A 21,451-nucleotide genomic window follows, 5' to 3' on the forward strand; every position below is an offset into this window, starting at 1 on the left:
CTCCGGTGAGAGGATCGTCCTTGTGACCGACTCCGCACACACCCCCGTGCACCTGTCCGAGGACGACGAGGACTACGGCCTCGAGAAGAGCCTGAGCGGGGACCCCGAGCCGCTGCCGCACGTGGTCGTCGTGGGCGGCGGGTTCGCCGGGATGGCGGCGGTCCGGGCACTGAAGGACGCGCCCGTGCGGATCACGCTGATCGACCGCCGCGTCTACAACACGTTCCAGCCGCTGCTGTACCAGGTGGCGACGGGCGGGCTGAACCCGGGCGACGTCACCTACTTCCTGCGGGGCCTGCGGCTCAAGCAGAAGAACGTGCGCGTGGTGCACGAGCACCTGGTGGAGGCCGACCACGCCGCGAAGAAGATCCGCCTGCTGAACGACCACTGGATCAGCTACGACTACCTGGTCGTCACGGCGGGCGTCACGGCGAACTTCTTCGGGACGCCGGGCGCCAAGGAGCACTCGTTCCCGATGTACACGCGCTCGCAGGCGATGCGCATCCGGGACAACCTCTTCATCCGCCTGGAGAAGGCCGCGAAGTCCAAGCGGGCCGACGACGGTCTGCGCGTCGTCGTCGTGGGCGGCGGAGCCACCGGGGTGGAGGTCGCGGGCGCCCTCGCCGAGCTGCGCACCGCGGGCCTCGCGCCCGCCTACCCGGAGATCCACGGCGACGCGTTCGAGGTCAAGATCGTGCAGCGCGGCGGCGAGATCCTCAAGTCGTTCGCGCCCAAGCTGCGTGCGTACGCGACGCAGGAGCTGCGGCACCGCGGCGTCTCGCTGCACCTGGGCGCCGGGGTGGCGGCCGTGGAGCGCGAGGCCGTGGTGCTCACCGACGGGACCCGCATCCACGCCGACCTGACCGTCTGGTCCGCCGGGGTGAGCGTGCACGACGAGGTGTCCGGGTGGGGCCTGCCGCAGGACGACAGCGGCCGCATCAGGATCGGCGACGACATGCAGGTCGAGGGCCTGCCGGGCGTCTTTGCCGCGGGCGACATCGCGATCTCGCCGTCGGACCTGCCGCAGCTCGCGCAGCCCGCGCTCCAGGGCGGCCTCGTGGCGGGCCGGAACATCCGGGCCCTGCTCGACGGCGAGCCGCTGCAGGACCTGCACTACGTCGACAAGGGCACGATGGCGGTGATCGGACGGCGCGCCGCGATCGCCGAGATCAACCTGCCCGGCGGCCGGCCGCTGCGGATCACCAAGGGCCTGGCGTGGATCGTGTGGCTGTTCGTGCACATCATGTCGCTGATCGGGCCGCGCAACCGGGTCACGACGCTCGCCGGTCTCGTCACGCGCTACGGGTTCCCGTTCCACCGACGTCCGATCCCCATCGTGGGTGACGTGCCGACCGTGCGGCCGCCCAAGACCCGGTCCACCTGACAGACTCGCCGCGCTGGCTCTCAGAACGGCGCGGTAGCCTCACTCCTGGCACTCGGCCACAACGCCGTCGGCCAAGGAGAGGCGCATGACCCCGGACGAGCTGCGCTCGGCACAGAAACTCACCATGGCGAACCCCGAGCGGTTGCGTCTGCTGGCCCGCCTGCTCACGCACCCCGAGGGCCGCTCGACCGCCGAGGACCTGGCCCGCTCCGCCGCCGAGGACCTGGCCGCCGTCGCGGACGTGGAGCACGACCTGGACGCGCTGGTCGCGGTCGGTCTGGTCGCCGTCGTGGGGCCGATGCCGTCGAGCACGGCGCTGTACCGCGTCTCGTCGCGCGGGATCGCGCGGTTCGGCACGGCGGCCCTCGCGGCCCCGCGGTTCCCGGACGAGCCGGCGCTCGACGTGCGCGACCACGACGCCCTGCTCGACCGCCTGGTCGACACCCTGGCCGGCACGTTCGCCGCGAACGCCAACGCGGGCACCGTGGACCGGCTGGTCCGGGAGTGCTACGCCGCGCTGGGCAGGCAGGTGCGGTCGTCCGAGCACCTGCCGGCGCTCACCGCCTGGCTCGCGACCGACCGGCTCGCCGCCATGACCGAGGTGACCCACGGCTCGCCGCGCGACGTGCTGTTCGTCTGCGTGCACAACACCGGCCGGTCCCAGATCGCGGCGGCGGTCACGCGCCGCCTCGCGGGCGACCGCATCCGGGTGCGCACCGCGGGCACGCGGCCGGTGTCCGAGCCCGACACGATGACGGAGACGGTCCTGGCCCGCCGCGGCCTGGACGGGCTCATCGAGTTCCCGCGCGAGCTCACGGACGACATCGTGCGCTCCTCCGGGGTGATCGTGACGATGGGCTGCGGCGACGCCTGCCCCGTCTTCCCCGGCCGCCGCTACCTCGACTGGCCCCTGGACGACCCGGCGGGCCGGCCGATCGAGGACGTCGAGCGGATCGTCGACGACATCACCGCTCGGGTGCGGGCGCTCGTCGCGGAGATCGACGCGACGGACGACGCCGTGGAGGACGCTGTGGAGGCCGAGGCAGGCGACGTGGCCGGCCTGCTGGTGCCGATGACGGCCGAGGTGGGCCGCTTCGACGCCGCGGAGCCGCGCGGCTGGCTGCCCCGCCTGGCCCGGCGGCCGTGGACCGTCGTCACCTCGGCGCTCGGCGCCCGTGGTCAGCGGAAGGCGCGGTAGCCGGTCGGCTCGACCTCGGCGGGGCGGCCACCGAATTCACAGGGCTGTGGACAGAATCTGTGGATAACGCCGTTCTGGTGCGGATGGCGCGCCGGAGGGCTGTGGATAACCCGGTGGACAGCCTCGCGCAACTTTTCCGGTGGGGAATGTCAGTGGCGGGGTGCAGGGTGGTGTCCGACGGTACTTCGCACCACCTCCCGAAAGGCTGGGCCATGACCGAACCGACCTCCACCGGACCTACCGCCGAAGGAACCGCGCCCGACGGCGTGGGCGCACTGCGGGCGGTGGTCCTGGACGTGCCCGACCTCGGCACCGAAGCGGGCTTCTGGGCGGCGCTGACCGGCGGGAAGGCCGCACGCGAGGACTACGACTGGCACACCGTGCAGACCCCCGACCACTGGGAGATCGCGTTCCAGCTCGCCCCCGACCACGTCCCGCCGCAGTGGCCGGGGCAGGAGCACCCCCAGCAGGCGCACATCGACCTGTACGTGCCGGACCTGGCCGCCGCGAGCACCCGCGCGGTCGAGCTCGGGGCGACCGTGCTGCGGGAGAACGAGCGGTGGATCACGCTGTCCGACCTCGCGGGGCACACGTTCGACCTGTGCCTCAAGGAGGAGTCCGACGGCGTGACCGTCATGGGCCCCACGTTCGACTGCCCCGACGCGTCCGAGCTGGCCGGGTTCTGGTCGGGCGTGCTGGGCGCCCCGGTGGCGTACGACGCCGACGGCGTCGCGATGCTGGGCGGCGACCGGCCGGTGCTGTTCCAGTCCGTGGCGGACTACAACCCGCCGCGGTGGCCGGACCCCGGGTACCCGCAGCAGGTGCACCTCGACGTCGAGGTGCCCGACCTGGACGCCGGCGAGGCCGCGGTGCTGGCGCTCGGCGCGGCTCGTCTGCCGGGTGAGGGCTCGGGCTTCCGGGTGTTCGCCGACCCGGCGGGACACCCGTTCTGCCTGGTGCTGTAGTCCGACTTCTCCCGCTTGCGGTGGCGCGTCCGGGGGCGGCGTGCCACCGTGTTGGTCGGCAGGGGGACGTCCGAACGGAGTCCTTCGACATGCTCACGGTGCGAGAGACCGGCACACAGCTCGCTCGACGTCTGGGTACGGTGCTCGAGAAACGTGCCGGGGTCCGGGTCACGCGTGTACCGCGTGCCGGCGCCCCCCGACACGGTTCGAACAGCCCGGGGACCGGCGGCAAGGCCGGTGGCAAGACCAACGGCAAGGCCGGCGGCAACGGGACGAGCGGCGTCCGCCGGCCCGACGTCAGCCGCTTCCGGCCGCCCGCCGACCCGGCGACCGACCGGCTCCTGGTGGCCCCGGTGTTCGTGCTCTCCGCGCCCCGCTCCGGGTCGACGCTCATGCGCGTGGTCCTGGACAGCCACTCCCAGGTGCACTCGCCGATCGAGACCCATGTGCGGCGGCTCGCGGTCCGCTTCACCACCCCGCTGGTGCACTCGGCGATGGAGACCCTGGGGTACGAGGTGTCCGACGTCGAGCACATCCTGTGGGACCGCATGCTGCACCGCGAGCTGTTGCGCAGCGGCAAGCAGGTGGTCGTGGAGAAGACCCCGAGCAACGTCTTCGTCGCGGACCGGTTCGCGGTGTGCTGGCCCGACGCGCGGTTCATCTTCCTGCTGCGGCACCCGGCGTCGGTCGCTCGCTCCTGGCACGACGCCGACCCGGTCCGGCGGCCGATGAACCGCGCCGTCCAGCACACGCTGAAGTACATGGTGGCGCTGGAGGACGTGCGGCGGCGGCTGCCCGGGCTGACCGTCCGCTACGAGGACGTCACCACGGACCCGACGGCCGAGTTCCGCCGCATCTGCGACTACCTCGCCCTGCCGTGGGAGCCGGAGATGACCGCCTACGGCGAGCAGCAGCACGGCGAGTTCCGCAAGGGCGCGGGCGACTGGCGCGACAAGATCCGCACCGGCAGCATCCAGCCCGGGCGCACGCTCCCGGACCCGGACTCGATCCCGCGCGAGCTGCGCCCGATGTGCGAGCGCTGGGGCTACGTGGAGGCGGCGGCCCCGTGAGCCCCGGCCGCGCCGCAAGCGCCGGGCAGCAGGCCCCGCGTCAGGCGTGCACGAGGGCCGGGTGGTCGGGGTGGTCGACCCGCACCAGCAGGTCGGGCACGCCCTCGATCTCCCGGGCGTACCGCTCGTAGGCGGGGACGCCCCACTCCTCGTCGGGCGGCGTCCGACGGCGGAGCGTGGCCGGTTTGAGCGCCAGGTGCACGGCGAGGTCGACGTCGAGCCCGCGGCCGATCGCGAGGGCGCCGTCGAGCACGACGACCGTGCCGGGGCCCGCGGGGAGGTAGGCCGCCCGGGTGGCGCGGTCGGTGGCGGGGTCGCGCAGGCTGGGCAGGTACTCGCCCCGTTCCGCGACGCGCGTCAGCACCTCGCGGTTGAGCGCCGCGACGTCGATCCAGCCGTGGAGCAGGCTGTCCGGGTCCTCGCGCCCGTGCTCCAGCCGGAGCGACCGGGGGCGCAGGAAGTCGTTGACGCGGACCCGCGCGACCGGTCGGCCGGCTGCCTCCAGCGGCGCGACGACGGCGTCGGCCAGCCATTCCGGGTGGGCGGACGGGTGGCCGTCGACGAGCAGCCGGACGGGGGCGCCGGGTGCGGCGCCCCCGCCCAGGACCAGCTCGACGACGCGCTCGGCGAGGAGCTGCGCGCTGACGGGTTCGACCCGGGTGCTCATCGTGCGTCGTCCCTCGTTCCGGCCACGCCGCGACCCAGCGCGGCTACCGCTCCGCCCGGCGCGAGCTGATCACGCCCGTGTCGAAGCCGGCCAGGTGCAGGCCGCCGTGGAACCGCGCGTGCTCGATCTTGACGCACCGGTCCATCACGACGTTCAGCCCGGCGGCCTCGGCCTTGTGCGCGACGTCCTCGTGCCACGACCCGAGCTGCAGCCAGAGGGTCCTGGCCCCGACGGCGAGCGTCTCGTCCAGCACGGTCGGCAGGTCCTCGTGCCGCCGGAAGACGTCGACGAGGTCGGGCACCACGGGCAGGTCGGCGAGGCTCGGGTACACGGGGTGCCCCAGGATCTCGGTCGCCCGCGGGTTCACGAAGTACACGTCGTACGGGGACGAGGACAGCAGGTACGTCGCGACGAAGTAGCTCGCCCGCGCCGGGTTCGAGGACGCCCCGACGATCGCGATCGACCTCGTCGAGCGCAGGATGCGCAGGCGCTCCGGGGCGCTCGGGCCCTGCCAGGTCCGGGTTGCCTCGCTCATCGGGTCGCTCCCGTCGCCTTGGTCAGTGCCTGGTCGAGGTCCCAGAGGATGTCCTCGACGTCCTCCAGGCCCACGGAGATGCGGATCAGGTCCTCGGGCACGCCGGCCGCCTCGAGCTGCTCGGCGCTCAGCTGCTGGTGCGTGGTCGACGCCGGGTGGATCACCAGGGTGCGCGCGTCGCCGACGTTCGCCAGGTGTGACGCGAGCTGCAGCGACTCGATGAACAGCCGGCCGGCCTCGCGCCCGTCCGGGAGCGGCAGGTGGTCCTCGACGGGCACGGCAGCGCCGACCGGGGCGTCCGTGGCGAGGGCCAGGCTCTCGGCGTCGGGCCCGGCGGGCGTCGTCGGGACCTGGAGGCCGAACGCGAAGACCGAACCCGGCCCCAGCGGCAGGTACTTCTGCGCCCGCTCGTGGTGCGGGTGCGACGGCAGCCCGGCCCAGAGCACGTAGGAGACGCGCGGGTCGGAGTCGAGCCACTCGGCGACGGCGCGGGCGTTGGCGAGGTGCGCGTCCAGGCGGTGCGGCAGGGTCTCGACGCCCTGCAGGAGCTGGAAGGCCGACTGCGCCGACAGCGCCGGGCCGATGTCGCGGAGCTGCTCGGAGCGCAACTTGGTGAGGAAGCCGTACTCCCCGAAGTTGCCCCACCAGCGCACGTCCCCGTAGGACGGCACGGGCTCGGTCATCTGCGGGAACTTGCCGTTGCCCCAGTCGAACCGGCCCGACTCGACGACGACGCCGCCCAGCGTGGTGCCGTGCCCGCCCAGGAACTTGGTCACGGAGTGGATCACGATGTCGGCGCCGTGCTCGATGGGCCGGACCAGGTAGGGCGTCGCGAGCGTCGCGTCGACCACCAGGGGGATACCCGCGGCGTGGGCCACCTCGGCGAGCCCCTCCAGGTCGGCGACCTCGCCCGACGGGTTGGCCACGACCTCGGTGTAGAGCACCTTGGTCTCGGGCGTGATCGCCGCGGCGTAGTCCGCGGGGTCCGTCCCGGGCACGAACGTGGTCCGCACGCCGAAGCGCCGCAGCGTCACGTCGAGCTGCGTCACCGTGCCGCCGTAGAGCTGCGCGGACGCGACCACGTGGTCCCCCGCGCCGACGAGCGCGGCGAAGGTGATGAACTCGGCCGACATGCCGGACGCCGTGGCCACCGCGCCGATGCCGCCCTCCAGCGAGGCGATGCGCTCCTCCAGGGCCGCAACGGTCGGGTTGCCGATCCGGGAGTAGATGTTGCCGTACTTCTGCAGCGCGAAGAGGTTCGCGGCGTCGTCGGTGTCCTGGAACACGAACGACGTGGTCTGGTAGATCGGCACCGCCCGCGCCCCCGTCGCCGCGTCGGGGATGCCCCCGGCGTGAAGGGCCCGCGTGCGGAACCCGAAGGTGTGCTCGGTCATCGTCCTGCCTTCCTCTCCGCGACGCCCTCTGCCAGGACGGCGCGGATGTCGTCGACGGCCCACGGGTTCTGCAGCGACGTGACGTCGCCCAGCTCCTCGCCCTGCCACAGCTGCGCCAGGAGGCGCCGCATGATCTTTCCCGACCGCGTCTTCGGCAGCTCGGGCACCGCGACCACGTACCGCGGCTTCGCCACCGGCCCGATCTCGCGTGCCACCTGCGACCTCAGCTCAGCGACCGCGGCGTCCGCCTCCTGCGGCGACGTCGCGCCCGCCCAACCTACGCCCACGCCGGACGCCACCACGAACGCGGCCACGGCCTGCCCGGTCACCGGGTCGGGCACGCCGGCGACCCCGGCCTCCCCCACCGTCGGGTGCGCCACCAGCGCGGACTCGATCTCGATGGTGGACAGCCGGTGCCCGGACACGTTCACGACGTCGTCCAGCCGGCCCAGCAGGTGCACGTTGCCGTGCTCGTCGAGCAGCGCGCCGTCGCCCGCCACGTAGTACGCGCCCGCCGGGCCGTGGCCCGCGAAACGCCGCCAGTACGAGTCGAGGTAGCGCCCCGGGTCGCGCCACACCGTGCGGGCCATGCCCGGCCACGGCCTGGTCACCACGAGGATGCCGGGCTCGCCGGGCCCGAGGCGGCGGCCGTCGTCGTCCACCACGGCCACCTCGATGCCCGGGAGCGCGCGCGTCGCCGAGCCGGGGACCAGGGGCGTCACGCCCGGGAGCGGGGCGACCATGGCGGCGCCCGTCTCGGACTGCCACCACGTGTCGATCACGGGCAGCTCGCCGCGCCCGAACGTCGCCCGGAACCACTCCCAGGCGGCGGGATTGATCGCCTCGCCGACCGTGCCGAGGATGCGCAGCGACGACAGGTCGTGCTCCGGCAGGGTGTCGCCGAACCAGGTCATGAAGGTCCGGATCAGCGTGGGCGCCGTGTAGTACACGGTGACGCCGTACCGCTCGATGATCTCCAGGTGCCGCTCGCGGGACGGCGTGTCCGGCGTGCCCTCGTAGATCACCTGCGTGAGCCCGTTGGAGAGCGGGCCGTAGATCTCGTAGGTGTGCGCCGTGACCCAGGCCAGGTCGGCGGTGCACCAGTGCACGTCGTCGGGCTTGGCGTCGAAGTGGGCCCAGTGGGCCCAGCTCGCGTGGGTGAGATATCCACCGGAGGTGTGGACAAGTCCCTTGGGCTTCCCCGTGGTGCCGCTGGTGTAGATGATGAAGAGCGGGTGCTCGGCGTCGAACGACGGCGCCTCGTGCACCTCGGGCGCGGTGTCGACGGCGTCGTGCCACCAGACGTCGCGGTCGGTCCAGGCGACGTCGGAGCCCGTGCGGCGGATCACGAGCACGTGCTCCACGTGGTCCAGCCCGGCCACGGCCTCGTCGGCGTTCGCCTTGACCGGCGTCGCGACGCCGCGGCGGAACTGCCCGTCGGTGGTGACCAGCAGCTTGGCGCCCGTGTCCGCGAGCCGGAAGCGCAGCGCCTCCGCGCTGAACCCGCCGAAGACCAGGCTGTGCACCGCGCCGATCCGCGCGCACGCGAGCGCGACGACGACGGTCTCGACCAGCACCGGCAGGTAGACCACCACGCGGTCGCCCGGGCCGACGCCGAGGGCGGTCAGCGCGTGCGCCGCCTGCGCGACGCGGCGCCGCAGGTCGGCGTAGGTGACCGTGGTGCGGTCGCCGTTCTCGCCCTCCCAGTGCAGCGCGACCTTGGCGCCCCGGCCGGCGTCGACGTGCCGGTCCACGCAGTTGGCGGCCACGTTCAGGCGGCCGCCGACGAACCAGGCGGCCTCAGGGACGCTCAGGTCTGTTGGCTCGTCCCGCGGTGCGGGCGGCGACCAGGTGTGCGCGGTGTGCCACGGCGTCGTCCAGTCGAGGCGGCTCGCGGCCTCCGCCCAGAAGGCGACGGGGTCGGCGGCGGCGCGGTCGTAGGCCTCGGCGGTGACGTTCGGTTCCGTCACGCCCACCTCCGCAGCAGGCGCCGCTCGGCGAGGCCGATCAGCGCGTCGGTCAGCTTGCCCAGCACCGCGAGCAGCACGATCGCGAGCAGGATGCGGTCCACCCGGCCGTTCTGCTGGGAGTCGTTGAGCAGGAACCCGAGGCCCATCGACGACGCGATGAGCTCGGCGGCCACGAGGAACAGCCACGACTGCGCGAGCGCCAGCCGGAGCCCGGCCACCAGGGAGGGCAGCACGGCGGGGAGCTGCACCGTCGTCAGGAGCCGCAGCCCGCGCAGCCCGAACGCGCGGCCCGCCTCGACCAGGTGGGGGTCGACGTGCCGCAGGGCGGCCGCGATCGTCGTGTACACCGGGAAGAACGCGCCGATCGCGATGAGCGTGATCTTGGACTCCTCGCCGATCTTGAGCCACAGGATGAGCAGCGGCACCCAGGCGAGCGACGGCACGGCACGGATCGCGCCGAGCGTCGGGGCGAGCAGCAGGTCGCCGAGCTTCGACAGGCCCACCAGGGAGCCGACGGCGAGGCCCACGGCGGCGCCCAGCGCGAACCCGATCAGCACGCGCTGCGTCGAGATCGCCACGTGGTGCCCGAGCTGGCCGCGCTCGATCAGGTCGACGGCGGCGTCCCACACGGCCACCGGGCCGGGGAGCTGGTAGGGCGGGACCAGGCCGGCGGCCGTGACGCCCCACCAGAGCGCCAGCAGCGCCACCGGGACGAGGAGCCCGAGGAGCACCCGGCCGGCACGGTCGGCGCCGATCCGGGCGACGGGCCCGGGGCGGCCGGACGCCGGCGCGGCGGCCGCCTGCCCGACGTCGGCTCGCGCGTCAGCCATCCGAGGCCACCGCCTCCTGGGCGAACTCCGGCGCGAAGAGCTCGTCGAGCGCGGTGTCGACGTTCTCCTGCGCGGGCACGTCGCCCGACTCGACGAAGATCGGGCCCACGACCTCCAGCACGTCGCGCTGCTGGTCGCCGGGCACCGGGTCGAGGTCGAGCACGGTGCGGTCCTCGATCACCGTGGCCGCGACCTCGGGGTCGATCGAGGCGACCTCCGCGAGCAGCGCGGACAGCTCCTCGGGGTTCTCCAGCGCCCAGGCCCGGGCCTGCTCGTAGGCGTCGACGACGGCCTGGGTGACGTCCGGGTGCTCGTCCACGAACTCCTCGCGCGCGTTGAGGAACCCGTAGGTGTTGAAGTCGATGTTGCGGTAGATCAGCTTGTCGCCGGCCTCGGCCTCGGCCGCCGCCATGATCGGGTCCAGGCCGGACCAGGCGTCGACGGAGCCGTTGTCGAGCGCGGCGCGGCCGTCGGCGTGCTGCAGGTTCTGCACCTCGACCTCGTCGAGCGGGATGCCCGCCTCGTCCAGGGTCTGCAGCAGGAAGAAGTACGGGTCGGTGCCCTTGGTCGCCGCGATCGAGGCGCCCTCCAGGTCCGCGACGTCCTTGATCTCCGAGTCGCCCGGGACCACGATCGCGGACCACTCCGGCTGGCTGTAGATGTCGACGGTCCGGATCGGCGAGCCGTTCGCCCGCGCCAGGAGCGCCGCGGAGCCGGCCGTCGAGCCGAAGTCGATCGCCGCGGCGCGGAGGTTCTCGTTCGCCGTGTTCGAGCCGTCGGACTGCACCCACGTGACCTCGACGCCGTCGAGCTCCTCCTCCAGCCAGCCCTGCTCGCGGACCACGAGGCTGAGCGGGTTGTACGTGGCGAAGTCGATGTTCAGGGTGTCGGTGCTCCACTCGCCCGCGCCCGCGCCCTCGCCGCCGCCGGCCGCGGCCGAGCCCTCGCCCGCCACGCAACCGGTCAGCGCCATCGCCGAGACCAGGGCCAGACCGGACGCCAGGACGGTGTTCCTCGGGTTACGCATGGGTTTTCCTCTCGCTGCCCGACGGCGGCCGGCGGGCTGGGTCTGTCGGTTCGGGGTGGTCTCGGGTACAGCAGGTTCGGTGCGGCGGTGCGTGCTCAGCGGTCGTGGTGCGTCGGCACGCCGAGGCCGTCGAGCAGCTCCGCGCGGAGCTCGGCCAGGTCGCGCGCGGCCCGGTCGCGCGGCCGGTCGCCCGGCACGTCGACGATCCGCGCGATGCTGGCGGCCCGGTCGCCGGACCCGGCGTCGGCGCGGTCGCCGGACCCGGCGGCGCGGGCAGCCCCGCCGTCCGCCAGGGTGCGCAGCAGCACGACGCGGTCGGCGAGGTAGAGCGCCTCCTCGACGTCGTGCGTGACCAGCAGGATCGTCGCGGGCTGCGCGGCGTGGACGTCGAGCAGCAGGTCCTGCATCCGCAGCCGGGTCAGCGCGTCCAGCGCGCCGAACGGCTCGTCGAGCAGGAGGACGCCGGGATTGCGGGCCAGCGCCCGGGCCAGCGAGGCGCGCTGGGCCATGCCGCCCGACACCTGGCGGGGCCGCAGCCCGGCCGACGTCGCCAGCCCGACCAGGTCGAGGAGCTGGGCCACGCGGGCCCGCCCGGCGTCCTTCGCCGTGCCCGGCGGGAGCCCCAGCGCGACGTTCTGCGTGAGCGTGCGCCACGGCAGCAGGCGCGGCTCCTGGAAGGCGACGGCGGTGCGCGGGTCGGCGCCGACGACGGGTCCGTCGTCGATCGTGACCCGGCCGCCCGTCGGCGCGTCCAGGCCGCTGACCTGGCGCAGCAGCGTCGACTTGCCGCAGCCGGAGGGCCCCAGCACGGCGACAATCTCGCCCGGCGCGACCTCCAGGTCCACGCCGTGCAGCACGGTGCGACCGGCCTGCGCGTCCCGCGCGGCGCCGGGCGCCGGGAACGTCCGGGAGACGCCGTCGAGGCGGACGGGGAGCGCGGGCGAGGCGACGACGTCGGACACGCTCGCGCCGGCACCGGACGAGGCTGTGAGCCGGCCTGTGGACTGGGCTGTGGACGGTGCTGTGGGAACCATGGGGGTCCATCCCTTGCGATCGGTCCGTGCGGTAGGGCTGTCGCTGTGCACCGACATGGCCCGGACCGGTCCGGGCGGCAGGCTCGAAGGGAGCGTCACATGCCGGCGCACTGCCGCATTCGGCAGGACCGGCGACACGTCGCGCGCCCGGAGAGGGCCGCGGTGGCGCGTCGTGACGTCATCGGGCTTTCCTCTCTCATGGGGCGGTCGGTCATCTTTTGTCAGGCAATGCCGATGAACCCCATAGAACCGGATGATGCAACTCGTGCACCAGATCGTTTCATCATCTGAGACCACGATGTGGACGTCCATGCGTCCGCATGCTTGCCGCCGTGAGCGATTTCCGGTGACGGCGCAGGGGCCCGCGAGTACGTTGAACCGGTGACCCAGCCCTATCTCCGGTATCCCCACATCCATGGCGACCAGGTCGCGTTCGTGGCCGACGACGACGTCTGGCTCGCCCCGCTCTCCGGCGGCCGCGCCTGGCGCCTGACCAGCGATCACGCCCCGGCGACCACACCCCGGTTCTCCCCGGACGGCACCCGCCTCGCGTACGTGTCGCACAAGGACGGCCACCCCGAGGCCTACGTGATCGAGCTGGCCGACGGCGCCACGCGGCGCCTGACCTACCTCGGCGGCACCGCCACGACGGTGCTCGGCTGGGACGACGCCGGCCAGGTGCTCGTCTCGTCCAACGCGGGCGCGCACGAGCGCTCCCTGACCGTGGTGCGCGCCGTCGGCCTGGACGGCACCGTCGAGACACCGCGCTACGGGACCGCGTGGGGAGTCGCCGAGCACCAGGGCCCGGACGGCGGCCGCACGACCGCCCTCGTGTCGGCGGGCTACCGCACGCCCGCCTACTGGAAGCGGTACCGCGGCGGCACGGCCTCCGTGCTGTGGCTCGACCGGGGAACGGGCGAGTGGGAGCGCCCCCTGCCCGACGACGAGGCCGGGACCTACGACCCGATGTGGATCGGGGACGCGCTGGTGTTCACCTCCGACCGGGCCGCGACGTTCCCCGACCACGCCGACGAACAGGCGAACCTCTGGGTCTGGGAGGGCCTGGCGACCGGCACGCAGGCGCCCGGGCCCCGGCTGCTCACCACGCAGACCGCGGCCGAGGGCTACGTGCGCGACGCGGCGTCGGACGGCACGCGGATCGTGTGGCACAGCCGCGGCGACCTCTGGCTGCTCGACGCGCTCGACGGCACCCCCCGCCGCCTGGACATCACGCTGACCGGGGCGCTCCCGGAGGCGTACCCGGCCGACCCGGACTCGGCGCCCGGCGGCGTCGACGGGCTCGCCGTCGACCGGACCGGCGACGCGAGCGTCGTCGGCTGGCTGGGTACCGCGTTCTGGGTGACCCACCGCGCCGGACCGGCCCGCGCGCTCGTCGCCGACCCGTCGGTCCGCGTGCGGGAGCCCGTGCTGCTCGGCGACACGGGCCGCGCCGTCGTCGTGACGGACGCGCCGCACACGACCGCGGAGGGCGAGAGCCGGGAGGACGCGCTGGAGGTGCACACCCTGCCCGGCGCCGACGGCGTGGACCCGGACGCCGTGCCGCGACGCTTCGCGGCCGGCGAGCTCGGCCGGGTGCTCCACCTGGCCGCGAGCCCCGCCGGCGACAAGGTGGCGGCCATCTCGCACGACGGCCGGGTCAGCGTGGTCGCGCTGCCCGCCGGCGAGGCCGCCCTGCCGGCCGGCACCGTCGTCCCGGTCGGCCGGTCGGGCAACGGTGAGGCGGAGTCCCCGACGTTCTCGCCGGACGGCCGGTACCTCGCCTGGTCCAGCCCGACCGGCACCGAGGGCGACCACCACCAGGTGCTGATCGCCGACCTGCACGCCGAGACGCCGACGGCGACGCCGCTGACGTCGGGCCGGTTCCACGACTTCTCGCCGGCGTTCAGCGACGACGGCAAGTACGTCGTGTTCCTGTCGAACCGCACGTTCGACCCGTCCTACGACTCCCACGAGTTCGCCCTGTCGTTCAGCGCGGCGACCCGGCCGTGGCTCATCCCGCTGTCCGCCACCGAGCCGGCACCGTTCGGCCCGAGCGCCGACGGCTGGCGCCTGAGCGCGCCGGACGCCAAGCAGGACGCCACACCGGACGACACGAAGGGCGGCGCGGACGACACCGCGTCGGGCGACGAGAAGTCCGAGCAGGACACGCAGGCCGAGGCCTCGCCCGACATCGACTTCGAGGGCGCCGAGGAACGCGTGATGCCGTTCCCGGTGACGTCGGGCCGCTACCGCGACCTGCTCGCGGCCAAGGGCGGCGTGCTCTGGGTGCACGAGACCGACGACGCGGGCGTGCTCGGCGCGCGGCACGCCGGCACCGAGGGCGACCCGGTGCCCAACGTGCTCCAGTTCTGGTCCTTCGAGGCGCGCAAGGCCACGGACGTCGCGGAGAAGGTGACCGCGTACGCGGTGTCGGGCGACGGCGAGCGGGTCGTGATCCGGTCCGGTTCGGGGCTCAGCACGCAGTCCGCCACCAGCAAGCCCGGCGACGACGACCCGGGCGCCTTCGACATCGACCTGTCCCGCGCGCGCCACGAGGTGGACCCCCGCGCCCAGTGGCACCAGATGTTCGACGAGAACGCCCGCATCATGCGCGACCACTACTGGCGCGCGGACATGAACGGCGTCGACTGGGCCGGGGTGGTGGCGCGCTGGCGCCCGCTGATCGACCGGGTCGCGACGCACGACGACCTGGAGGACGTGCTCTGGGAGACCGTCGCCGAGCTCAACACCTCCCACGCCTACGTGCGGTCGCCCCACGAGCGCGGCGACGCGTCCCGGCGGCTCGGGCTGCTCGGCGCGGACCTCTCGCGGACCGCCGAGGGCTGGCGGATCGACCGCGTGCTGCCGAGCGAGTCGTCCGACCCGGGAGCCCGGTCCCCGCTGCGCGCCGCGGGCGTCGACGCGCGGCCGGGCGACCTCATCGTCGCGGTGGACGGGCGCCCGGTGGACCCGGTGTCCGGCCCGGCGGCGAACCTGGTCGGCGCGGCCGAGATCCCGGTGGAGCTGACCCTGCGGCGCGCCCCGGCCCCGGCGGACGGCGAGACCGGCCCGGTCGCGAGCAGGGACCGCCGCGTCGTCGTCGTGCCGCTCGCCAACGAGTCCGACCTGCGCTACCAGGACTGGGTGCGGTCCCGCCGCGAGTACGTCGCCGAGCGGTCGGGCGGCCGGCTGGGGTACGTGCACGTCCCGGACATGGTGAGCACCGGGTGGGCGCAGCTCCACCGCGACCTGCGGCTCGCCACGGACCGCGAGGGCATCGTCGTGGACGTGCGCTACAACGGCGGCGGGCACACGTCGCAGCTCGTGATCGCGCGGCTCGCCGCACGCGTCGCGGGCTGGGGGCTGAACCGGCACTACGACCGCGCCAACTCCTACCCGGACCGCGCGCCGCGCGGCCCGGTCGTGCTCGTCACCAACGAGTACGCGGGGTCCGACGGCGACATCGTGAACGCCGCCGCGCAGGCGCTCGGCGTCGGGCCGGTCGTCGGCGTGCGGACCTGGGGCGGCGTGATCGGCATCGACGGCCGATTCGACCTCGTGGACGGCACCGGGATCACCCAGCCGCGCTACGGCTTCTGGCTGGAGGGCAAGGGTTTCGACGTCGAGAACTACGGCGTGGACCCCGACATCGAGGTGCGGCACACGCCGGCGGACTACTTCTCCGACGTCGACCCGCAGCTCGAGGCCGGCATGGCCGAGGCCTTCCGGCTGCTGGAGGAGACCCCGGCGGCCGCGCCCCCGGCCCTGCCGGAGCCGCGGGTGCGCCGTCGCCCGTAGGTGTCCGGTGCACCGCCCGGGTGGTGTGCCGCCCGGGCGGCGCGCTCCCGGTCAGCCGCGCGTGGCCTGCACGAACGTGAGCCGGCCGTAGCGGTGCTCCGCCCGCTCCACCTCGCGGACGTCGGTGAACCCGGCGTCCGCGAGGAGGCGCAGCAGGTCGGCCGCCGGGGGCCGGGCGGTGTGGGGGTCGGTTCCGGCCTCGGCCTCGACCGCGTCGTGCCCGCGGCCGTGCCCCCGCACCCGGCCGTACGCGCCGATGCTGCCGGGACCGCGCCGTCGTCCGCGGCCGTGGCCCCGCCCTCGACCGTGCCGATGCCCGTGCTCGCCGCCGGAACCGTGTCCGCCGCTGTGTCCGCCGCCGTGACCGGCGCCGTGCGCGCCGTGCCCGTCCCCGCCGTCCGCCCCGGACGTACCGTCCCCGCCGCCGAAGTCCACGATCGTCACCGTGCCGCCCGGCCGCAGCGCCCGGTGCGCCTCCTGCCCGAACCGCACCCGGGCGTCGTCGGGCACGTGGTGCAGCGCGAGGGCGGAGACGACGTGGTCGAGGGAGCCGTCGTCGACCGGGAGGCGGTCGGCGAAGCCCTGCACGAGCGTGAGCGGCACCCGCCGGCGCGCCGCCTTGCGGGCCGCGACGCGCAGCGCGGCGGCGTCCGGGTCCAGGCCGGTGACGAGCGCGGCGGGCTGCGCGCGGAGCACGGCGAGCGACAGGTTCCCGGTGCCGCAGCCGAGGTCGAGCACCGACTCCCCCGGCGCGACGTCCGCGAGCGCCGCCGCCCGGTCGTGCAGCGGCCGCACGCGGGAGAGGCGGGTGAACGCGTCGTAGAGCGGGAGCAGCCAGGGCCGGGCCATGCCGGGCAGGAACTCGCGCCCGCGCTCCTCCGGGGTGCGGGGGTCGATGATCCGCACGGTGCTGTCGTTCATCCGGGGCGCCTCTCGTCCGGGTGCCCGCGCCGGGGCGGCGCGGGCCGGCCGCTGCGGCCGTCCCCTCCAGCATCGGACATCCTGCGGTGCGCCGACAGGACGGAAGTCGGTGCCGATCGCACGATCCTCGGTTGGCCGGGCCGGTTGAACCGGGCGGGCACCCCGGAACGTCGGTAGCGTCAGGGAGGTCGCGACGAAGGGGGACGCATGGCTCGCGAGGGGAACGACTCGGCGCTGACGGTGGTCATCGCGTTCGCCGCGAACTTCGCGGTGGCGGCGGCCAAGTCGGTCGCGGCGGTGCTGACGGGTTCGGCGTCGATGGTGGCGGAGGCCGCGCACTCGTGGGCCGACACCGGCAACGAGGTGTTCCTGCTGGTCGCCGAGCGCAAGTCCGCGCGTCCGCCGGACCAGGACCGCCCGCTCGGCTACGGCCGGGAGGCCTACGTGTGGTCGATGCTGGCGGCGCTCGGCCTCTTCGTGGCGGGCGGCGTCGTGTCGGTCTACCACGGCATCCACGCGTTCGGGGAGACCGAGGAGACCACCGACTACGGCGTCGGCTACGTGGTGCTGGCGGTCGCCTTCTGCCTGGAGGGCTTCTCGTTCCTGCAGGCCTACCGGCGCACCCGCGCCGAGGCGCGCAGGCTCGGCCGGGACCTGCTCGACCACGCGCTGAGCACGTCCGACCCGACGCTGCGCGCGGTGCTCGCCGAGGACTCGGCGGCCCTGGTGGGCCTGGTGATCGCCGCGGCCGGGATGGGGTTGCACCAGGTGACCGGCGACGCCCGGTACGACGCGGCCGGCTCGATCCTGGTGGGCCTGCTGCTGTGCGTCGTGGCGTGGGTGCTCTTCGACCGCAACCGGCGGTTCCTCACGGGCGAGGTGGCCGACGAGCAGATCCACCAGGCGGTGCGCGAACGGGTCGAGGCGCTGCCCGGCGTGGACCACGTGGGCTACCTCCGGCTCGAGTTCGTCGGACCCCGGCAGCTCCTGCTGGTCGCCAGCATCGACCTGCCGGGCGACGAGTCCGAGTCGCACGTCGCCGTCCGCCTGCGGGCGCTGGAGCGGCAGCTCGAGCGCGCGCCCCAGATCGTGGACGCCGTGCTCACCCTCGCGGTGCCGGGCGACCGGTGAGCGCGCGGGACCGGTGAGCCGGGCATGACGACGCCGCCCGTCCCGGGCCGGGACCCGTACCGCCTGCGGACGGTGCGCCCGGACGGCACGCCCGTCTACGGGTACCCGGTGCGCCCGGGCCGGCTGCCGGTCCGGGTCAACCGGATCGACGCCGACGCCGACCACCCGCACCGGCCCCCGGACCACCGGCACGCGCACGACTTCCTGGTGCTCGTGTACGTCGAGCGGGGCGGGGGCGAGGTGGCCCTCGGCGGACGGCGCACGCCGCTGCGGGACGGCGACCTGCACGCCGTGCCGCCGGGGCAGCCGATCGGCGCCGCCACCCTGGCCGACCTGGAGCACTGCACGGCGTGGAGCGTCGCGTTCACGCCCGACGCCGTCCCGGCGCTCGCCACGGTCTCGCCGCTGACGTGGGCGCACCACCCCCTGCTGGCGCTGTTCGACGACGCCGGGGCCGCGAGCGCCGTCGTTCCCGAGGAGGAGCGCCCGCGCTGGTCGGCCTGGCTGACGGAGCTTGCGGAGGAGCTCGCCGAGCCGGACCGGCTCGGGGCGCGGGACGCGGCGTCGGCCCTGCTGACGCGGGTGCTGATCGCGGCGGCGCGCCTGGCGCCGTCGGCCCCCGCACCTCCCGACCCGCTCGTGACGCGCGTGCTCGACGAGATCGAGGCGACGTTCCGCGACCCGGTCTCCGCGGCCGACGTCGCCCGCGCGCTGGGCTACACGCCCGGCTACCTGACCACGGCGGTCCGCGAGCGCACGGGCCGCACCCTGCTCGAGTGGATCACGGAGCGGCGCCTGACCGAGGTGCGCCGGATGCTGCGGGACACCGACCTGCCGCTCGCGGTCGTCGCCCCGCGGACGGGGCTGCGCGACGCGACCTACCTGGTCCGAAGGTTCAAGGATCGTTACGGGACCACGCCCGACCGATGGCGCCGGGACGAGCGGTCCTGGGGCCGTGCGTGAGTTCGGGTCTGTCATCGGCTAGTTTTGGGGCACGCATCGGAACGGCCGATATGTGCCATCCCTCGAAGGAGCCCTCACCATGTCTCGCAACCGCGCCCTCCTCACGGTCACCGCGGCCTCGGCCGCCCTGCTGGCCCTGACCGGCTGTGGCAGCTCCGGCGCGTCGGGCGGCGCGGGCGACGAGCTCGGCCTCGTCTCCGGCGACAAGCTGATCGTCGCCACCGAGGGCACCTACCGCCCGTTCAGCTACCACGACGAGACGGACAAGCTCGTCGGGTACGACGTCGAGGTCGCCGAGGCGGTCGCCGAGAACCTGGGCCTGGAGATCGAGTTCCAGGAGACCCAGTGGGACGCGATCTTCACGGGCCTGGACGCCGGCCGGTTCGACACCATCGCGAACCAGGTCACGATCACCCCGGAGCGCGAGGAGGACTACGTCTTCTCGACGCCGTACACCGTCTCGACGGGCGTGCTCGTCGTCGCCGCGGACAACGACGACATCAAGAGCTTCGCGGACCTGGACGGCAAGACCAGCGCGCAGTCGCTCACGAGCAACTGGAACGACCTCGCCAAGGAGAGCGGCGCGACGGTCGAGGCCGTCGAGGGCTGGGCACAGGCCGTGGCGCTGCTGGAGCAGGGCCGCGTGGACGCCACGATCAACGACAGCCTGACCTACCTCGACTACGCGAACACCGACGACGCCTCCGGCATCAAGGTCGCCGCGGAGACCGACGAGGAGTCGCAGTCCGCGTTCGTCGTGACGCCGGAGCGCCAGGCCCTGGCCACCGCGATCGACGGCGCCCTCGACGACCTGCGCGCCGACGGCACGCTCGCCGAGCTGGGCGACAAGTACTTCGGCGAGGACGTCTCCGAGTGACGCACCCCGCGACGCTCCTCGCCGGGCACCGCGCCCGGCACCGCTGACGGCGCCGAGGGGGGGGACATGGACTGGCAGCTCGTCGCCGACTCGTTCTGGCCGCTGCTGCGAGGCGGCCTCACCGGCACCATCCCGCTCGCGCTCGCGTCGTTCGCGATCGGGCTGGTGCTCGCACTGATCGTGGCGCTGCTGCGCCTGTCACCGAACCCGGTGCTGTCGTGGATCGGCCGGGCGTACGTCTCGGTGATCCGCGGCACGCCGCTCCTGGTGCAGCTCTTCGTGATCTTCTACGGCATGCCGTCGATCGGCATCCTGCTCGACCCGTGGCCGAGCGCGATCATCGCGTTCTCCCTGAACGTGGGCGGCTACGCGGCCGAGGTGGTGCGCGCCGCGATCCTCTCGGTGCCCAAGGGCCAGTGGGAGGCGGGCTGGACGGTCGGCATGTCGCCGGTCCGCTCGCTGCAGCGCATCATCCTGCCGCAGGCCGCCCGGGTGTCGGTGCCGCCGCTGTCGAACACCTTCATCTCGCTGGTCAAGGACACGTCGCTCGCGTCGCTCATCCTCGTGACCGAGATGTTCCGCAAGGCCCAGGAGATCGCCGCGTTCTCGAACGAGTTCCTGACCATCTACGTCGAGGCGGCCTTCATCTACTGGCTGTTCTGCACGGTGCTGTCCTCCGGGCAGAACGCACTCGAGAAGAGGCTGGACCGGTATGTCGCGCACTGAGGACCGCCCCGCGGGGGACCTGCTGACCGCCCGCGGCATCGAGAAGTCGTTCGGCGCCAACCACGTGCTGCGCGGCGTCGACCTGGACGTGCGGCGCGGCGAGGTGGTCGCGCTGATCGGCGCGTCCGGCAGCGGCAAGACGACGGTGCTGCGCTCCCTCAACGGCTTGGAGACGCCCGACGCCGGCGTGCTGGAGCTCGCCGGCGGCCCCGTCGTCGACTTCGGTGCCCAGGCCGCCGGTGGCGCCGGCGGCTGGGGCGCGCGGCGTGCCGCGGCCCGCACGGCCAAGGCGAACCGGGCGGCCCTGCGGGACCGGTCCGCGATGGTGTTCCAGCACCACAACCTGTTCCCGCACCGCACGGTGCTGGAGAACGTGATCGAGGGCCCCACCCAGGTCCAGCGGGTCCCGCGGGCGACGGCGGTCGGCCGCGCCGAGGAGCTGCTGGCCCGCGTCGGGCTCGCCGACAAGCGCGACGCCTACCCGCACGAGCTGTCCGGCGGGCAGCAGCAGCGCGTCGGGATCGTCCGCGCGCTGGCCCTGCAGCCGGACCTCCTGCTGTTCGACGAGCCGACGTCGGCCCTCGACCCCGAGCTGGTCGGCGAGGTGCTGACGGTGATGAAGGAGCTCGCCGAGGAGGGCTGGACCATGGTCGTGGTCACCCACGAGCTCCAGTTCGCGCGCCAGGTCGCGTCCGAGGTGCTGTTCCTCGACGGCGGCGTGGTGGTCGAGCGGGGCGCGCCCGCGCAGATCTTCACCGACCCGGCCGAGGAACGCACACGTCAGTTCCTGCAGCGGGTGCTCCACCCCCTGGACTGAGCCCGGGCCCCCGGCCGGATCGCAACCGAACGGGCCGCAACCGGACAAACCAGCGGGGCGGCCCGCTGTCGCCCCCTCCTTTGAGACCTAAGTTTCTTCGCTTTAAGTCGCCTCAAAGCGAAGAAACTTAGGTCTCAAAGGAGA

Annotated in this window: 18 protein-coding genes; 10 read left to right on the top strand and 8 right to left on the bottom strand. The window is 74.0% G+C overall.

Features of this window, described 5'->3' with window-relative positions; translation table 11 throughout:
- Nucleotides 1–22 precede the first annotated feature (22 nt).
- The 4 genes from FHX71_RS23440 to FHX71_RS23455 all read left to right on the top strand — a co-directional run bounded on the left by FHX71_RS23440 (nt 23) and on the right by FHX71_RS23455 (nt 4,617).
- Nucleotides 23–1,384 carry an NAD(P)/FAD-dependent oxidoreductase gene (locus tag FHX71_RS23440; protein ID WP_312877189.1) on the top strand — a complete coding sequence of 454 codons (1,362 nt, stop codon included), beginning with the start codon at nt 23–25 and terminating at the stop codon, nt 1,382–1,384.
- A gap of 85 nt (nt 1,385–1,469) precedes the next feature.
- A complete protein-coding gene (locus tag FHX71_RS23445; RefSeq protein WP_220490244.1) occupies nt 1,470–2,582 on the top strand; it encodes an arsenate-mycothiol transferase ArsC in 1,113 nt (370 codons plus the stop codon).
- Nucleotides 2,583–2,794: 212 nt separating this feature from the next.
- Nucleotides 2,795–3,547, top strand: coding sequence for a VOC family protein (locus FHX71_RS23450; RefSeq protein WP_182619787.1), 753 nt, complete (start codon nt 2,795–2,797; stop codon nt 3,545–3,547).
- An 89-nt stretch (nt 3,548–3,636) separates the two neighbouring features.
- Nucleotides 3,637–4,617: a sulfotransferase family protein gene (locus FHX71_RS23455; RefSeq protein WP_182619788.1), complete on the top strand. Its 981-nt coding sequence runs from the start codon at nt 3,637–3,639 to the stop codon at nt 4,615–4,617.
- A gap of 40 nt (nt 4,618–4,657) precedes the next feature.
- On the opposite strand, the gene FHX71_RS23460 is transcribed toward FHX71_RS23455, so the two are convergent.
- From FHX71_RS23460 to FHX71_RS23490, 7 genes are all read right to left on the bottom strand, one after another.
- The gene (locus FHX71_RS23460) at nt 4,658–5,284 is read right to left on the bottom strand and encodes a nucleoside/nucleotide kinase family protein (protein ID WP_182619789.1); all 627 of its coding nucleotides are present in this window, start codon (nt 5,282–5,284) and stop codon (nt 4,658–4,660) included.
- Nucleotides 5,285–5,327: 43 nt separating this feature from the next.
- Nucleotides 5,328–5,819: a CoA-binding protein gene (locus tag FHX71_RS23465; protein WP_182619790.1), complete on the bottom strand. Its 492-nt coding sequence runs from the start codon at nt 5,817–5,819 to the stop codon at nt 5,328–5,330.
- Nucleotides 5,816–7,213: an O-acetylhomoserine aminocarboxypropyltransferase/cysteine synthase family protein gene (locus FHX71_RS23470; RefSeq protein WP_182619791.1), complete on the bottom strand. Its 1,398-nt coding sequence runs from the start codon at nt 7,211–7,213 to the stop codon at nt 5,816–5,818. Before FHX71_RS23470 ends, FHX71_RS23465 begins: the two co-directional genes overlap by 4 nt.
- A complete protein-coding gene (acs, locus tag FHX71_RS23475) occupies nt 7,210–9,189 on the bottom strand; it encodes an acetate--CoA ligase (RefSeq protein WP_182619792.1) in 1,980 nt (659 codons plus the stop codon). The genes FHX71_RS23470 and acs overlap by 4 nt, the downstream gene beginning before the upstream one ends.
- Nucleotides 9,180–10,013, bottom strand: coding sequence for an ABC transporter permease (locus FHX71_RS23480; RefSeq protein ID WP_246403378.1), 834 nt, complete (start codon nt 10,011–10,013; stop codon nt 9,180–9,182). The genes acs and FHX71_RS23480 overlap by 10 nt, the downstream gene beginning before the upstream one ends.
- A complete protein-coding gene (locus tag FHX71_RS23485; RefSeq protein WP_182619793.1) occupies nt 10,006–11,040 on the bottom strand; it encodes an aliphatic sulfonate ABC transporter substrate-binding protein in 1,035 nt (344 codons plus the stop codon). The genes FHX71_RS23480 and FHX71_RS23485 overlap by 8 nt, the downstream gene beginning before the upstream one ends.
- Before the next feature lie 95 nt (nt 11,041–11,135).
- Entirely contained in the window at nt 11,136–12,074 is a 939-nt protein-coding gene (locus FHX71_RS23490; RefSeq protein WP_182619794.1) for an ABC transporter ATP-binding protein, read from the bottom strand.
- Nucleotides 12,075–12,455: 381 nt separating this feature from the next.
- On the opposite strand from FHX71_RS23490, the gene FHX71_RS30195 reads away from it, so the two are divergent.
- On the top strand, nt 12,456–15,872 hold the full coding sequence (locus FHX71_RS30195; RefSeq protein WP_182619795.1) for a S41 family peptidase: 3,417 nt from the start codon (nt 12,456–12,458) through the stop codon (nt 15,870–15,872).
- 51 nt (nt 15,873–15,923) lie between these two features.
- Here FHX71_RS30195 and FHX71_RS23500 read toward each other — a convergent pair whose 3' ends face one another.
- Entirely contained in the window at nt 15,924–16,793 is an 870-nt protein-coding gene (locus FHX71_RS23500; RefSeq protein WP_182619796.1) for a class I SAM-dependent methyltransferase, read from the bottom strand.
- A gap of 207 nt (nt 16,794–17,000) precedes the next feature.
- Between FHX71_RS23500 and FHX71_RS23505 the strand changes: the two genes are divergently transcribed.
- The 5 genes from FHX71_RS23505 (at nt 17,001) to FHX71_RS23525 (ending at nt 21,307) form a co-directional block, all read left to right on the top strand.
- Nucleotides 17,001–17,924: a cation diffusion facilitator family transporter gene (locus tag FHX71_RS23505; protein ID WP_182619797.1), complete on the top strand. Its 924-nt coding sequence runs from the start codon at nt 17,001–17,003 to the stop codon at nt 17,922–17,924.
- A gap of 24 nt (nt 17,925–17,948) precedes the next feature.
- A complete protein-coding gene (locus FHX71_RS23510) occupies nt 17,949–18,887 on the top strand; it encodes an AraC family transcriptional regulator (protein ID WP_182619798.1) in 939 nt (312 codons plus the stop codon).
- A 79-nt stretch (nt 18,888–18,966) separates the two neighbouring features.
- Entirely contained in the window at nt 18,967–19,764 is a 798-nt protein-coding gene (locus FHX71_RS23515; RefSeq protein WP_182619799.1) for an amino acid ABC transporter substrate-binding protein, read from the top strand.
- 66 nt (nt 19,765–19,830) lie between these two features.
- Nucleotides 19,831–20,490 carry an amino acid ABC transporter permease gene (locus FHX71_RS23520; RefSeq protein ID WP_182619800.1) on the top strand — a complete coding sequence of 220 codons (660 nt, stop codon included), beginning with the start codon at nt 19,831–19,833 and terminating at the stop codon, nt 20,488–20,490.
- Entirely contained in the window at nt 20,477–21,307 is an 831-nt protein-coding gene (locus tag FHX71_RS23525) for an amino acid ABC transporter ATP-binding protein (protein WP_220490245.1), read from the top strand. The genes FHX71_RS23520 and FHX71_RS23525 overlap by 14 nt, the downstream gene beginning before the upstream one ends.
- Nucleotides 21,308–21,451: the final 144 nt, after the last annotated feature.

This window comes from Promicromonospora sukumoe, assembly GCF_014137995.1.
In the GTDB taxonomy this organism is placed as follows: domain Bacteria; phylum Actinomycetota; class Actinomycetes; order Actinomycetales; family Cellulomonadaceae; genus Promicromonospora; species Promicromonospora sukumoe.

Excerpts from the sequence above, each read along its gene's own strand:
- FHX71_RS23445 (WP_220490244.1), top strand. The coding sequence starts at position 1,470 with ATGACCCCGGACGAGCTGCGCTCGGCACAGAAACTCACCATGGCGAAC.
- FHX71_RS23450 (WP_182619787.1), top strand. The coding sequence starts at position 2,795 with ATGACCGAACCGACCTCCACCGGACCTACCGCCGAAGGAACCGCGCCC.
- FHX71_RS23455 (WP_182619788.1), top strand. The coding sequence starts at position 3,637 with ATGCTCACGGTGCGAGAGACCGGCACACAGCTCGCTCGACGTCTGGGT.
- FHX71_RS23460 (WP_182619789.1), bottom strand. The coding sequence starts at position 5,284 with ATGAGCACCCGGGTCGAACCCGTCAGCGCGCAGCTCCTCGCCGAGCGC.
- FHX71_RS23465 (WP_182619790.1), bottom strand. The coding sequence starts at position 5,819 with ATGAGCGAGGCAACCCGGACCTGGCAGGGCCCGAGCGCCCCGGAGCGC.
- FHX71_RS23470 (WP_182619791.1), bottom strand. The coding sequence starts at position 7,213 with ATGACCGAGCACACCTTCGGGTTCCGCACGCGGGCCCTTCACGCCGGG.
- FHX71_RS23480 (WP_246403378.1), bottom strand. The coding sequence starts at position 10,013 with ATGGCTGACGCGCGAGCCGACGTCGGGCAGGCGGCCGCCGCGCCGGCG.
- FHX71_RS23485 (WP_182619793.1), bottom strand. The coding sequence starts at position 11,040 with ATGCGTAACCCGAGGAACACCGTCCTGGCGTCCGGTCTGGCCCTGGTC.
- FHX71_RS23490 (WP_182619794.1), bottom strand. The coding sequence starts at position 12,074 with ATGGTTCCCACAGCACCGTCCACAGCCCAGTCCACAGGCCGGCTCACA.
- FHX71_RS23500 (WP_182619796.1), bottom strand. The coding sequence starts at position 16,793 with ATGAACGACAGCACCGTGCGGATCATCGACCCCCGCACCCCGGAGGAG.
- FHX71_RS23505 (WP_182619797.1), top strand. The coding sequence starts at position 17,001 with ATGGCTCGCGAGGGGAACGACTCGGCGCTGACGGTGGTCATCGCGTTC.
- FHX71_RS23510 (WP_182619798.1), top strand. The coding sequence starts at position 17,949 with ATGACGACGCCGCCCGTCCCGGGCCGGGACCCGTACCGCCTGCGGACG.
- FHX71_RS23515 (WP_182619799.1), top strand. The coding sequence starts at position 18,967 with ATGTCTCGCAACCGCGCCCTCCTCACGGTCACCGCGGCCTCGGCCGCC.
- FHX71_RS23520 (WP_182619800.1), top strand. The coding sequence starts at position 19,831 with ATGGACTGGCAGCTCGTCGCCGACTCGTTCTGGCCGCTGCTGCGAGGC.
- FHX71_RS23525 (WP_220490245.1), top strand. The coding sequence starts at position 20,477 with ATGTCGCGCACTGAGGACCGCCCCGCGGGGGACCTGCTGACCGCCCGC.